Genomic DNA, 13,129 nt, shown 5'->3' with positions numbered 1-13,129 from the left:
GCCTCCGCAGTGCACGTGCCGCAGCACGTGCACTGCGCACGGACGGCGTGCAGCACGGACGGCGTGCACCGCGGACGGCGCCGCCTAGTGGGCCGAGGGCGGCGTCCGCAGCACGCGCAGCGCCCAGACGGAGCGGCCGGGCAGCTGCGTGCCGCCCGGGGGCAGCGCGGTGGGCCGCGGCGGGAGGCCGGTGGCGTACTCGGTGGCCAGCGCGAGCTCGTAGCCGTCACCCCAGGGCGCGCCGGGCAGGACGACGTCCACCGGGTCGGCGCCGGCGTGCAGCCAGATCAGCCACGAGTCGTCGACGACCGGGCGTCCCCGCTGGTCGCGCAGCCGCAGGCCGCGGCCGTCGAGGTACATGCCGACGGTCTGCAGCTCGTTGTCGAACCAGTCGCTGCTGGTCAGCTGCTCGCCGTTCGGTGCGAACCAGGCCAGGTCGCGGGTGCCGCCGGAGCCAGGGATCTCGCTGCCCTCGAAGAACGCCTCCTGGCGCAGCACGGGGGAGTTGCGGCGCAGCCCGACCACGTGGGACACGAAGCTCCACAGGTCGGGGTCGATCGCGCCCCAGTCCAGCCAGGAGATCTCGTTGTCCTGGCAGTAGGCGTTGTTGTTGCCGCCCTGGGTGCGGCCGAGCTCGTCGCCGGCGGTGAGCATCGGCACGCCGGTGGACAGCAGCAGGGTGGCCAGGTGGTTGCGCACCTGCCGGGCGCGCAGCTCGACCACGGCCGGGTCGTCGCTGGGCCCCTCGACGCCGCAGTTCCAGTTGCGGTTGTGGCTCTCGCCGTCCCGGTTGTCCTCGCCGTTGGCCTCGTTGTGCTTGTCCTGGTACGTGACCAGGTCGGCCATCGGGAAGCCGTCGTGGGCGGTGACGAAGTTGACCGAGGCGAACGGGCGGCGGCCGTCGGAGCGGTAGAGGTCCGAGGACCCGGTGAGCCGGTAGGCCAGGTCGCGGACGCCGACCCGGGCTCCGGACCACACGTCGCGGACCGTGTCGCGGTACTTGCCGTTCCACTCCGTCCAGGGCGGGGGGAAGTTGCCCACCTGGTAGCCGCCCTCGCCGACGTCCCAGGGCTCGGCGATGAGCTTGACCGTGCTGACCACCGGGTCCTGGTGGACGACGTCGAAGAAGGCCGACAGCCGGTCGACGTCGTGGAAGGAGCGGGCCAGGGCCGAGGCGAGGTCGAAGCGGAACCCGTCGACGTGCATCTCGGTGACCCAGTAGCGCAGCGAGTCCATCAGCAGCGCCAGCACCGGCGGACGGCGGACGTCGAGGGTGTTCCCGCAGCCGGTGTAGTCGGTGTAGCGGGAGGGGTCGGCGCCGTCGAGGCGGTAGTAGCCGCCGTTGTCGATGCCGCGGAAGGACAGCGTCGGGCCGGTGTGGTCGCCCTCGGCGGTGTGGTTGTAGACGACGTCGAGGATCACCTCGATGCCCGCGGCGTGCAGCGCCTTGACCATCGCCTTGAACTCGGTGACCTGCCCACCGCCGGAGCCCACCGAGCTGTAGGCGGCGTGCGGGGCGAAGTAGCCGAGGGTGTTGTAGCCCCAGTAGTTGGTCAGCCCGCGGCGCAGCAGGTGCGGCTCGCTGACGAAGGAGTGCACCGGCAGCAGCTCGACGGCGGTGACCCCGAGGGACACCAGGTGCTCGACGAACGCCGGGTGCGCCAGGCCCGCGTAGGTGCCGCGCAGCGCCGGCGGGACGTCGGGGTGGGTCATCGTGGCGCCCTTGACGTGCACCTCGTAGACCACGGTGTCCGACCACGGGGTGCGCAGCAGGGTGTCGCCGTCCCAGGGGAACGAGTCGTGGATGACCACCCCGCGCGGCACGAACGGCGCGGAGTCGGTGGTGTTCGGCGACGCCGGGTCGCGGCGGTCGAAGCCGAAGAGGGCCTCGTCCAGGCGCAGCTCGCCGTCGACGGCGCGGGTGTAGGGGTCCAGCAGCAGCTTGGCCGGGTTGTAGCGGGCGCCGGCGGCCGGGTCGAAGTGCCCGTGCACGCGGTAGCCGTAGCGCTGGCCGGGCCCGACGCCGGGCAGCCGGCCGTGCCACACCTGGTGGGTGGTCTCCTGCAGCCGCTGCCGGTGCTCGGTGCCGTCGGGGTCGAACAGGCAGAGGTCGACCGCGCTGGCCCCGGCCGACCACAGCGCGAAGTTGGTGCCCGTGCCGTCCCAGTGCGCTCCCAGGGGCGCCGGGACCCCGGGCCACACCTCCACCTGCCGGCCGGTCGTCGATGCGGTCACCCGGAGCATGGTGCCCGACTCGCCCCGGACCGGGCGCCCGGAACACCCGGCGGGTTGGTTGGATGGGCAGCGTGTGGACTCAACCGGTCGTCGAGGTCCGGGGTGTGGACGTCGTCCGAGGCCAGGCGCACCTGCTGCGCGGGGTCGACTGGACGGTCCGGCCCGACGAGCGGTGGGTGCTGCTGGGCCCGAACGGCGCGGGGAAGACGACGCTGCTCCAGCTGGCCGGTGCGCAGCTGCACCCCAGCGCCGGGGAGGTGACGATCCTGGGGGAGACCCTGGGCGCGGTCGACGTCTTCGAGCTGCGGCCGCGGATCGGGCTGACCAGCGCCGCGCTCGCCCAGCGGATCGACCCCGCCGAGCGGGTCGGTGACGTCGTCGTCAGCGCCGGGTACGCGGTCGTGGGCCGGTGGCGGGAGCGCTACGACGTGCACGACCTCACCCGGGCCGCGCTGCTGATGCAGCAGTGGGGCGTGGCGCGGATGGCGCACCGGCCCTTCGGCACGCTGTCGGAGGGGGAGCGCAAGCGGGCCCAGATCGCCCGGGCGCTGATGACCGACCCGGAGCTGTTGCTGCTCGACGAGCCGGGCGCCGGCCTGGACCTGGGCGGCCGGGAGGACCTCGTCGCCCGGCTGTCGGACCTGGCCCGGGACACCCTCGCCCCGGCCCAGGTGCTGGTCACCCACCACGTGGAGGAGATCCCGCCGGGCTACACCCACGGGCTGCTGCTCAAGGGCGGTGAGGTGGTGTCGGCCGGTCCGATCGAGGAGGTGCTGACCGCGCCCCTGCTGTCGGACGCCTTCGGCATCCGGCTGGAGGTCCAGCGTGAGCGTGGCCGCTACAGCGCCCGGCGCGCTGCCTGACCCGGTCGGGCCCGCACCGGCACCCGGACGCCGGCCCGGCTGGGCCGCCGTCCTGCTCCTCCTCGGCCTGGCCGTGCAGCTGGCGCCGCTGCTGCTGCTCGGCCACGTGCTCACCCAGGACGGCCCGGCGCACGTCGACAGCGCGTGGGTCCTCCTGCACCACGGCGACCCCGGCGTCGTGGGCGACGCGCTGCGGGAGAACTATCTCCTCGACCTGAGCCCGGTGCCCAACCTGCTCACCACCGGCATGCTGGCCGCGCTGCTGCCGCTGCTGGGCCCGGACTGGGCCGAGAAGGTCGTGGTCGCCGGCTTCGTGCTGGCCCTGGCCGGTGGGCTGCGGTACGCGCTGCGCGGGGTGGACCGGCGGGCCGGCTGGCTCGCCGTCGCCGCGCTGCCGTTCGCCGGCAGCCACCTGGTCGTCTACGGCTTCTACAACTTCCTCTGGGGCGTGGCCCTGGCGCTGGTGGCGATGGGGGTGGCGTTGCGGGCGCGCGGCGGGTGGACGCCGGTGCGCACCGCCGCGCTGGCGCTGCTGCTGCTGGTCACCTGGTCGGCGCACCTGCTGCCGGAGGTCGCCGCGGTCGGGGTGGTCGGTGCGCTGGCCGTCGGCCGCTCGCTGGCCGCCCGCGCGGGCGCGGGCTGGGGTCCGGCGCTGCGCCGGCACGCCGTGGGCCCGGCGCTGGCGATCGCCCCGACCGTGCTGCTCACCGGCTGGTACGCCCTGACCGGCGGCGGGGAGCACGGCCAGGTGGTCGGCGGCCCGTCGCTGGTGCGGCTGGGCTGGCTGGTGTCGATGTACCGCCCGCTCGTGGCCGGCAGCTGGTGGGAGCTGCCCTCGGCGCTGCTCGTCGCCGGCACGCTGATCGCGCTCCTCGTCGTCGCCCTCCGCCGGGGCGGTGCAGCTCCCGCCGACGGCGCCGACGGCGCCGACGGGCTCGCCCGGGCCGACCGCACCGTGCTGGGGCTGGCCACGGTGCTGGCCGCGCTGGCGGTGCTCGTCGTCCCGTCCCGGCTCGGCCAGGAGTACGGCTTCCTGCCCGACCGGCTGGCCTGGTTCCCACCGCTGGTGCTGCTGCTGTTCTGCGCCACCCGGCTGCCCCGCCGGACGACGACGCACCGGCTGGTGGCCGGGGTGCTGGTGCTGGCCGCCACCGCCGCCGCGCTCGTCCGGCTGCCCACCCAGCTGCGTGACGAGCGCACCGCCGACGAGCTGCTCGCGGTGGCCGCCGACATCCCGGCCGGCTCGACCTTCCTGGTGCTGCACTTCGACCCGTACTCACCCGCGCTCGCGCCGCTGCCGCGCGCCCCCGACCCGCTGCGGCACGTCTCCAGCCGGCTGGCGATCGAGGCCGGTGCGGTCGACGTCGGCCACTACGAGGCGGCCTTCCCCTACTTCCAGGTGCGCTTCACCGCCGAGCCCGGCATCCGCGCCGCGATCGACCCCGAGCGCGAGGGCGTCGAGCGCGTGCCGCCGACGGTCGACCTCCCGGCCGCCGGGCGGGACCTGGACTACGTCGTCGTGGCTGGCCTGGACGACGCCCCCGACTGGGTACGATCGGACGGCCGGACGTCGCAGGTCCTCGACGACCTCCGGTCCGGTTACGAGGAAGTGGCCGTCTCCGGGCCGTCGGGGTACGCATCGGTGTGGCGCTTGCGTGGCACAACGGTCGGGTAGCGCTGCACCGCAGCCAGCCCGGGGCCCGGACCGAGGTCGATGGCCCGGACCGCCGCCGTCCGGGCAGCCGGACCCGAGGTCCGCCCCGCTCCACCGCCTGCTCCGACCCGGGGCCGGCACGTCTGCCTGGAGGAACCCTGTCCGAGTCGCCGAGCACCCATCCGGACGCCGTGACCGGCTCCTCCCGGGCGTTCGGTGCACCGGACCGCCAGGTGACCGACGCGGACCGGGCTCCGGACGCCGGGACGACCGGTGGCCCGGCCTGGAACGGCCGGGGGGTGGTCGTGGCCGCTGCGCTGGCGGTGCTGGTCGGTGTGGTGCTGCGGTTCGTCTCCCCGCCGGCGCTGTGGCTGGACGAGGCGCAGAGCGTGGCCATCGCCCGCTCCGACTGGCACGGCCTCTACACCGGGCTGCGGCAGGACGGCGCCCCGCCGCTGTACTACGCGCTGCTGCACGGGTGGATCGGCGTCTTCGGTGACGGCGCCGGCGCGGTGCGCGCGCTGTCAGGGGTCTTCGGGGTCCTGGCGCTGCCGCTGGCCTGGGTGCTGGGCCGCCGGCTCGGCGGCCCCCGCGTCGGGCTGGCCCTCACCCTGCTGCTCGCCAGCTCGCCGTTTGCCATCCGCTACTCCAGCGAGACGCGGATGTACTCGCTGCTCGTGCTGCTGGTCCTGGTCGGGGCCGCGGCGGTCTCGTGGGCGGTCCGCCGGCCCGGCCCCCTGCCGGTGGTCGCGGTCGGGCTGTCCACCGCTGCACTGCTGCTGACCCACTACTGGTCGGTGTACCTGCTCGTCGCCGTCGGGCTGCTCGCCCTGGCGGGCCTGCGCCTCGACCGGGCCGCCGCGGTCCGGGTGCTGGCCGGGCTGGTCGTCGGCGGCGTGCTCTTCCTGCCCTGGGTCCCCACGCTGCGCTTCCAGCTGGCGCACACCGGCACGCCCTGGGCCGCCGTCGGCGGGCTGGGCTCCATCTCCACCGCGCTGGACGCCTGGCGCGGGGGGTCGGCCGTGCTGCCCCAGCTGCTGGGCCTGACCCTCGTCGTCCTCGCGGTGCTCGCGGTGGTCACCCGGCCCTTCGCCGGGGGCGCCCGGCTGGCCCTGTCGCACAGCCGCGGCCGGTGGGTCCTGGTCGCACTCTCCCTGGGCACCCTCGTGGTCGCAGGCATCGCCAGCCTGCTCACTTCCAGCGCGGTGTCGGGCCGGTACACCAGCGTCGCGCTGCCGGCGTTCCTCGCGCTGGTCGCCGTCGGCCTCACCAGCCTGCCCAGCCGCCGCACGGGTGCGGTGCTGCTGGCCTGCTGCGTGCTCGTCGGGCTCGGGCTGGCGACCTCCTCGGCCCGGCTGTGGCGCACCCAGGCCGACCAGGTCGCCCAGCAGCTGCAGGCCGCCGCGCCGGGCGACACCGTCGTCTTCTGCCCCGACCAGCTGGGGCCCTCGGTCAGCCGGCTCGCCCCCGCCGGGCTGGACCTGGTCGTCTACCCCGACCTGCGGCCGGCCGACCGCGTCGACTGGACCGACTACTCCCCGCGCAACGAGTCCGCCGACCCCGTCTCGGTGGCCGCACAGGTCTCCGCGCGCGCCGGCGACGGTGCGGTCTGGCTGGTCACCAGCGAGGGGTACCGGGTGCCCTCCGACGCGGCCTGCACGCAGGTCGGCGACTCCCTCGCCCAGCTGCGCGGCGACCCCGAGCTGCTGCTGCAGCCCCGCCGCGGCGCGGGCGAGGTCATGCGCCTGCAGCGCTTCGGCGCCCCGGTGTCCGCGGCCCCCTGACCGGCCCGGCCGGCGGCGAGGGGACCTAGGGTGCCCGGCATGGGAGCACCCGAGTTCGTCACCCTGTCGGTCACCGACGGCGTCGGCACGATCCGGCTGGACCGGCCGAAGGTCAACGCCATCGACGAGCAGCTGCACCTCGAGCTGCGTGCCGCCGCGGAGGAGGCCGGTGAGCGGTCCGACGTGCGGGCCGTCGTCCTCTACGGCGGGGAGCGGGTGTTCGCCGCCGGCGCCGACATCGCGGCGATGTCCCGCCTGGACGCCGGGGGGGTCGCCGCGTGGGGCCGGGAGCTCACCACCTCCTTCACCACCGTCGCCCGGCTGCCCAAGCCGGTGATCGCCGCGATCACCGGCTACGCCCTGGGCGGCGGCTACGAGCTGGCGCTGTGCGCGGACTTCCGGGTGCTGGGTGCCGGGGCCCGGGTGGGTCAGCCCGAGATCCTGCTGGGGGTCGTCCCCGGCGCCGGCGGCACCCAGCGGCTGGCCCGGCTGGTCGGCCCGGCGCGGGCCAAGGACCTGGTGTTCACCGGCCGGCAGGTCGGCGCGGACGAGGCGCTGGAGATGGGCCTGGTCGACGCCGTCGTCCCGGACGCCGACGTGTACCCGGCCGCCGTGGCCATGGCGCGCAAGTTCGCCGCCGGCCCGCCGCTGGCGCTGGCCGCCGCCAAGCGGGCGATCGACGAGGGGCTCGACGGCGACCTGGACACCGGGCTGGCGCTGGAGGGCGAGCTGTTCGCCGGGCTGTTCGGCACCGAGGACCAGCGCACCGGCATGGCCTCCTTCCTCACCGAGGGCCCCGGCCGGGCCACCTTCACCGGCCGCTGAGCCCGCTGGGGGACCATGCCGGGGTGACTGCCGCCCCGCCGAACGCCTCCGACGTCGACCGCTCCGACCCCGGCGGCCGGGCCTGGGTCGAGCGGGCCGTGTCGCTGGTCGAGGCCGACGCGCACCGCTCGGCCGACACCCACCTGCTGGTGCACCCGCTGCCCCCCGAGTGGGGGATCGACCTGTACCTCAAGGACGAGTCCACCCACCCGACCGGCAGCCTCAAGCACCGGCTGGCCCGCTCGCTGTTCCTCTACGCGCTGTGCTCGGGCCAGCTGCACGCCGGCAGCACCGTGGTGGAGGCCTCCAGCGGCTCGACCGCGGTCAGCGAGGCGTACTTCGCCCGGATGCTGGGGCTGCCCTTCGTCGCGGTCATGCCGGCGACCACCAGCCCGGAGAAGATCGCGCTGATCGAGTTCCACGGCGGCCGCTGCCACCTGGTGCGCGACGCCGGCACCGTCTACGACGAGGCCCGCCGGATCGCCGCCGACACCGGCGGGCACTACCTCGACCAGTTCACCAACGCCGAGCGGGCCACCGACTGGCGGGGCAACAACAACATCGCCGAGTCGGTCTTCGAGCAGATGGGCCGGGAGCGCCACCCGGTGCCCGAGTGGGTCGTCGTCGGCGCGGGCACCGGCGGCACCAGTGCCACGATCGGCCGGTACGTGCGCTACCGGCGGCTGCCCACCCGGCTGGCCGTCGTCGACCCGGAGGCCTCGGCCTTCTTCCCCGGCTGGCGCGACGCCGACCCGGCCACCACCGGCTCCGGGTCGCGGATCGAGGGCATCGGCCGGCCGCGGGTCGAGCCGTCGTTCGTCCCCACGATCGTCGACCGGATGATCTGCGTGCCCGACGCCGCCTCGCTCGCGGCGATGCGTCAGCTGGAGCGGGTCACCGGGCGGCGGGCCGGCGCCTCGACCGGCACCAACCTGTGGGGCGCGTTCCGCCTGGTCGCCGAGATGCTCGCGGCCGGCCGCACCGGCAGCGTGGTCACGCTCCTCTGCGACGGCGGGGAGCGCTACGCCCGCACCTACTACGACGACGCCTGGGTGGCCGGCCAGGGGCTGGACCTGGCGCCGCACACCGCCGTCCTCGAGCACTTCGCCCGCACCGGGGAGTGGACCGCCGACGAGGTGTGACCCACGTCGCTCCGGGTGCGTAGCCTCGGGTCGGAGCGCCCGTCCGACGAGCGCCCGAGGAGGACGACGATGCGGCTGGTCGTGCTGGTCAAGGGGGTCCCCGAGCCCACCGGTGACCTCCGGCTGGACCTGGCCGACCACACCCTCGTCCGCGCCGACTCCGGGGTCGACCCGCTCGGCCTCCACGCACTGGAGGCGGCGCTGCGGCTGCGCGAGGCCGGCGGGGGCACGGTCACCGCGCTGACCGCCGGCCCCGCCCCCGCCGCGTCGGTGCTGCGGCACGCGCTGGCCATGGGCACCGACCGGGCCGTGCACGTCAGCGACCCGGCGCTGCACGGGGCCTGCGCCCCGCAGACCAGCGCCGTCCTCGCCGCCGCGCTGCGCCGGGTGGGCTTCGACCTGGTGCTCTGCGGAGCGGCCTCGGCCGACGGGCAGCTCGGGGTGATGGCCGCGCTGCTGGGCGAGCGGCTGGGCGTGCCGCACCTGTCCGGGCTGCGCACGCTCGCCGTGGCCGGGACGACGGTGACGGGGGAGCGGCAGACGGAGGAGGGCCGGTGGGACCTGGCGGCCGACCTGCCGGCGGTCGTCTCCACCTGGGTGCTGCCCGACCGGCCCCGCCGCCGCACGGTCGCCGGGATCCGCTCCGCCGCGGCCACACCGATCACCACGTGGACGCTGGCCGACCTGGGCGTCGACCCGTCGACCGTCGGCCTGGCCGCCGCGACCAGCCGGGTCCTCTCCGCCGGCCGGCCGGTCCGCACGACGGGGCGCACCGGCGACCCGGCGGAGCTGGTGCGCTTCCTGGCCGACCGGGCGCTGGTCTGAGGTGGCCGAGGTCCTGGTCCTGGCCGAGCTCACCGGGGACGGCGAGCCGACCCGCGGCACGCTGGAGGCGCTGACCGCCGCACGGGTGCTCGGCGAGCCGGTCGCGGTCCTCCTGGGTGCGGCACACCCCGCCGCCGACCGGCTGGCCCGGTACGGCGCGGCGCGGGTGCTCGTCGCGGGGTCCGCCGACCCCGCCGTCGACCTGGCCGCCCACCTGGTCGGCCCGGCCGTCGACGTGCTGGCCCGGCTGGTCGCCGACCGTGCCCCGGCCGCGGTCGTCGTCCCGGGCTCGGCCGCGGGCCGGGAGGTGGCCGGCCGGCTGGCCGTGCGCACCGGCAGCGGCTTCCTCACCGACGTGGTCGGGTTCGCCCCCGACGGCACCGCCACCCAGCTGGCCCCCGGCGGGACGACGGTCGTGCAGGCCCGGGTCACCTGCGGCACCCCGGTGCACGCCTGGCGGGCGGCCTCGCTGACCCCGGTGCCCGCACCCGTCGCCACCGTGGTCGAGCAGGTGCTGGTCGAGCCGTCACCGGCGCGGGAGGCCCGGGTGCTGGCGCGGGTCGTCGAGCGCAGCGCCGGGCGGCCGGCCCTGGCGGACGCCGCCGTGGTGGTCGCGGTGGGCCGCGGGGTCACCGGCGCGGCGGAGTTCGCGCTCGTCGAGCAGCTGGCCGACGCGCTCGGTGCGGCCATCGGTGCCTCGCGGGCCGCCGTGGACGCCGGGTTCTGCCCGCCCTCGTGCCTGGTGGGGCAGTCCGGCACCCGGGTGGCGCCGCGGCTCTACGTCGCCGTCGGCATCTCCGGGGCCGCGCAGCACTGGTCGGGGGTGCGGTCGGCGCAGACCGTCGTGGCGGTGAACTCCGATCCCGACGCCCCGGTGTTCGCCCTCGCCGACTTCGGCGTCGTCGGCGACCTGGCCACCGTCGTCCCGGAGCTCACGGCGCAGGTCACCGCCCGGCGGGGGTGAGGCGGGGCACCCTTCCCAGGGGTGGCCGGAACGGCGTGCGCGCCTACGCTGGTCGGGCCATGACCTACCTCGACCACGCGGCCACCACGCCGATGCTGCCCGTCGCACTGGCGGCGATGACCGAGCAGCTGGCCCGGGTGGGCAACGCCTCCTCGCTGCACGCCAGCGGCCGCCAGGCCCGGCGGGTCGCCGAGCAGTCCCGCGAGCAGCTGGCCGCCGCCCTGGGCGCCCGGCCGTCGGAGGTGCTGTTCACCGCCGGCGGCACCGAGGGCGACAACCTGGCCGTCAAGGGCCTGTACTGGGCCCGCCGCGGCGCCGACGACCGGCGCCGCCGGATCGTGGCCAGCCCCGCCGAGCACCACGCCGTCCTGGACAGCGTCGAGTGGCTGGAGGCGCACGCCGGCGCCGAGGTCACCTGGCTGCCGGTCGACCCCACCGGCCGGGTCACGCCGGCGGCCCTCGCCGACGCCCTCGGCGACGGCGCGGACGTCGCCGTGGCCAGCGTGATGTGGGCCAACAACGAGATCGGCGCGGTCAGCGACGTCGCCGCGCTCGCCGCGGTCGCCCACGCCGTCAGCGTCCCGCTGCACACCGACGCCGTGCAGGCCGTCGGCCAGCTGGAGGTGGACTTCGCCGCCAGCGGCGTCGACGCGCTCACCCTCACCGGGCACAAGCTCGGCGGCCCGATGGGCGCCGGCGCGCTGCTGCTGCGCCGGGACGTCGAGTGCACGCCGCTGCTGCACGGCGGCGGTCAGGAGCGCGACGTCCGCTCCGGCACGCTGGACGTCGCCGCGATCGTCGGCCTGGCCGCGGCCGCCCGGGCGGCGGTCGGCGACCGGGTCGAGCGGACGGCGCGGATCGCGGAGCTGCGCGACCGGCTGGTCGCCGGCGTCCTGGCCGAGGTGCCCGACGCCCAGCTCAACGGCCCGGCCCTGGACGACGTCGTGGCCGGTGGGCCCGGCCGGCTGCCGGGCAACGCGCACCTGTCCTTCCCCGGTGCGGAGGGCGACGCGCTGCTGATGCTGCTCGACGCCCGCGGCATCGAGTGCTCCACCGGCTCGGCGTGCAGCGCCGGGGTCGCCCGGCCCAGCCACGTGCTGCTGGCCACCGGCGCCGACCCGGCCCGGGCGCGCAGCTCCCTGCGGATGAGCCTGGGCCACACCTCCACCGACGCCGACGTCGACGCGGTGCTCGCCGTGATCGCCCCCGTGGTCGAGCGCGCCCGCCGGGCGGGTGCCCGGTGAGGGTCGTCGCCGCGATGAGCGGGGGCGTGGACTCCGCGGTCGCCGCCGCGCTGGCCGTCGAGGCCGGGCACGACGTCACCGGGGTGCACCTGGCGCTGTCCCCGGACCGTCAGCAGCTGCGCAGCGGGTCGCGGGGGTGCTGCAGCGTCGAGGACTCCCACGACGCCCGCCGGGTCGCCGACGAGCTGGGCATCCCGTTCTACGTCTGGGACCTCGCCGACCGGTTCCGCGAGGACGTGGTGGACGACTTCGTGGCCGAGTACGCCGCCGGCCGCACGCCCAACCCGTGCCTGCGCTGCAACGAGAAGATCAAGTTCTCCGCGGTGCTGGACCGGGCCCGGGCGCTGGGCTTCGACGCGGTCGTCACCGGCCACCACGCCCGCCTCGTCGACGGCGAGCTGCGCCGCTCGGTCGACGCGGCCAAGGACCAGTCCTACGTGCTCGGCGTGCTCACGGCCGGGCAGCTGGCGCACGCGGTCTTCCCGCTGGGGGAGATGACCAAGGACCGGGTGCGGGAGATCGCCGCCGAGCGCGGCTACGCGGTGGCCTCCAAGCCCGACTCGCACGACATCTGCTTCATCTCCGACGGCGACACCCGCGGCTTCCTCACCCGGCGGCTGGGCGAGCAGCCCGGGCCGGTGGTCGACGCCGCGACCGGGGCGACCGTGGGCACGCACGCCGGGGCCTACGGCTTCACGATCGGCCAGCGCCGCGGGCTGGGCGTCACCGCCGGCGACCAGCGGCCGCGGTTCGTCCTGGGCATCGAGCCGGTCAGCCGCACGGTGACGATCGGCACCGCCGAGCAGGCGGAGGTCTCCGAGGTGCTCACCGCGGCGCCCACCTGGACCGGCACGGTGCCCGGGCTGCCCTTCCGCGGGCAGGTGCAGGTGCGGGCGCACGGTGCGGCGGTGCCCTGCGAGGTGTCCGCGGCCGAGGGTGGCGGCCTGCGGGTCGTGCTGGGGGAGCGGCAGCGCGGGGTGGCCCCGGGTCAGTCCGCGGTGTTCTACGCACCGGACGCGCTGCGGGGCGACCGGGTGCTCGGCCAGGCGGCGGTCAGCGCCACCGCCTGAGGTGGTTCACGGCGGGTCCACCGCGGTGGCCAGGGCCCGGACCGCGGCGTCCCCGCCGGTGCCGTCCGGCGGCCGGTCGGTCGGCACGCCGGTCGGGCGACGCGCCGCGACCGGCAGGCCCGGGGCGCCGTCGAGCAGGTCGGCGGCGACGTCGCGGACCTTGCGGTGGGTGCGCTGCGACAGCTCGGTGAGCAGCGTGAACGACTCGGCCTCGGTGACCCCGTGCCCGTGCATGAGGACGCCCTTCGCCCGTTCGATCACCGCGCGGGAGGCCAGGCCCTCGCGCAGCTGCGCCACCTCGCGCCGCAGCTCGGCGATCTCGGCGTCGCGGGGGTGCGCCTCCTCCTCGCGGCGCGCCGGGCCCAGCTCGTGGTGCACCTCGGTGAGCACGCGCTGGAGCGAGGACACGATGTCCGTGGCGACGGTGAGCAGGGAGTCGACGAGCCGGAGCCGCTCGGCGAGGTCGGTGCGGTCGGGGTCACCCATGGCGGCACTGTGCCGCACTGTCACGCAGAGTCGTGGG

At 76.4% G+C, this 13,129-nt stretch carries 11 protein-coding genes; 9 read left to right on the top strand and 2 right to left on the bottom strand.

Annotated features, from left to right (window positions below; genetic code table 11):
- Window positions 1-84: 84 nt before the first annotated feature.
- Window positions 85-2,235, bottom strand: a complete 2,151-nt coding sequence (glgX, locus tag KUM42_RS05540; protein WP_237495671.1) for a glycogen debranching protein GlgX — start codon at window positions 2,233-2,235, stop codon at window positions 85-87.
- 104 nt (window positions 2,236-2,339) lie between these two features.
- Here glgX and KUM42_RS05535 point away from each other — a divergent pair, with 104 nt between their 5' ends.
- From KUM42_RS05535 to mnmA, 9 genes are all read left to right on the top strand, one after another.
- Complete coding sequence (locus KUM42_RS05535) at window positions 2,340-3,098, top strand: ABC transporter ATP-binding protein (protein ID WP_237495670.1); 759 nt, start codon at window positions 2,340-2,342, stop codon at window positions 3,096-3,098.
- Window positions 3,061-4,773: a hypothetical protein gene (locus KUM42_RS05530; RefSeq protein ID WP_237495669.1), complete on the top strand. Its 1,713-nt coding sequence runs from the start codon at window positions 3,061-3,063 to the stop codon at window positions 4,771-4,773. The genes KUM42_RS05535 and KUM42_RS05530 overlap by 38 nt, the downstream gene beginning before the upstream one ends.
- A 212-nt stretch (window positions 4,774-4,985) precedes the next feature.
- On the top strand, window positions 4,986-6,536 hold the full coding sequence (locus KUM42_RS05525; protein ID WP_237495668.1) for a glycosyltransferase family 39 protein: 1,551 nt from the start codon (window positions 4,986-4,988) through the stop codon (window positions 6,534-6,536).
- Between the two features lie 39 nt (window positions 6,537-6,575).
- Window positions 6,576-7,361 (top strand): enoyl-CoA hydratase/isomerase family protein, encoded by a 786-nt coding sequence (locus KUM42_RS05520; RefSeq protein ID WP_237495667.1) that lies wholly within the window; start codon window positions 6,576-6,578, stop codon window positions 7,359-7,361.
- 23 nt (window positions 7,362-7,384) lie between these two features.
- The gene (locus tag KUM42_RS05515; protein ID WP_237495666.1) at window positions 7,385-8,503 is read left to right on the top strand and encodes a PLP-dependent cysteine synthase family protein; all 1,119 of its coding nucleotides are present in this window, start codon (window positions 7,385-7,387) and stop codon (window positions 8,501-8,503) included.
- A 69-nt stretch (window positions 8,504-8,572) separates the two neighbouring features.
- Window positions 8,573-9,328, top strand: coding sequence for an electron transfer flavoprotein subunit beta/FixA family protein (locus tag KUM42_RS05510; RefSeq protein WP_237495664.1), 756 nt, complete (start codon window positions 8,573-8,575; stop codon window positions 9,326-9,328).
- A gap of 1 nt (window position 9,329) precedes the next feature.
- The gene (locus KUM42_RS05505; RefSeq protein WP_237495662.1) at window positions 9,330-10,292 is read left to right on the top strand and encodes an electron transfer flavoprotein subunit alpha/FixB family protein; all 963 of its coding nucleotides are present in this window, start codon (window positions 9,330-9,332) and stop codon (window positions 10,290-10,292) included.
- A gap of 59 nt (window positions 10,293-10,351) precedes the next feature.
- Window positions 10,352-11,536 carry a cysteine desulfurase family protein gene (locus tag KUM42_RS05500; RefSeq protein WP_237495660.1) on the top strand — a complete coding sequence of 395 codons (1,185 nt, stop codon included), beginning with the start codon at window positions 10,352-10,354 and terminating at the stop codon, window positions 11,534-11,536.
- The gene (gene mnmA / locus KUM42_RS05495) at window positions 11,533-12,606 is read left to right on the top strand and encodes a tRNA 2-thiouridine(34) synthase MnmA (RefSeq protein WP_237495657.1); all 1,074 of its coding nucleotides are present in this window, start codon (window positions 11,533-11,535) and stop codon (window positions 12,604-12,606) included. Before KUM42_RS05500 ends, mnmA begins: the two co-directional genes overlap by 4 nt.
- Before the next feature lie 6 nt (window positions 12,607-12,612).
- Here the strand turns inward: mnmA and KUM42_RS05490 are convergent, their stop codons facing one another.
- Window positions 12,613-13,092, bottom strand: coding sequence for an ANTAR domain-containing response regulator (locus KUM42_RS05490; protein ID WP_237495655.1), 480 nt, complete (start codon window positions 13,090-13,092; stop codon window positions 12,613-12,615).
- Window positions 13,093-13,129: the final 37 nt, after the last annotated feature.

Origin of the sequence: Modestobacter sp. L9-4 (assembly GCF_019112525.1) — a bacterium.
Lineage (GTDB): Bacteria > Actinomycetota > Actinomycetes > Mycobacteriales > Geodermatophilaceae > Modestobacter.
The sequence above is the reverse complement of the archived record's forward strand: the minus strand, read 5'-3'. Positions and strand labels throughout refer to the sequence as shown.

Excerpts from the sequence above, each read along its gene's own strand:
- KUM42_RS05520 (WP_237495667.1), top strand. The coding sequence starts at position 6,576 with ATGGGAGCACCCGAGTTCGTCACCCTGTCGGTCACCGACGGCGTCGGC.
- KUM42_RS05510 (WP_237495664.1), top strand. The coding sequence starts at position 8,573 with ATGCGGCTGGTCGTGCTGGTCAAGGGGGTCCCCGAGCCCACCGGTGAC.
- KUM42_RS05500 (WP_237495660.1), top strand. The coding sequence starts at position 10,352 with ATGACCTACCTCGACCACGCGGCCACCACGCCGATGCTGCCCGTCGCA.
- KUM42_RS05490 (WP_237495655.1), bottom strand. The coding sequence starts at position 13,092 with ATGGGTGACCCCGACCGCACCGACCTCGCCGAGCGGCTCCGGCTCGTC.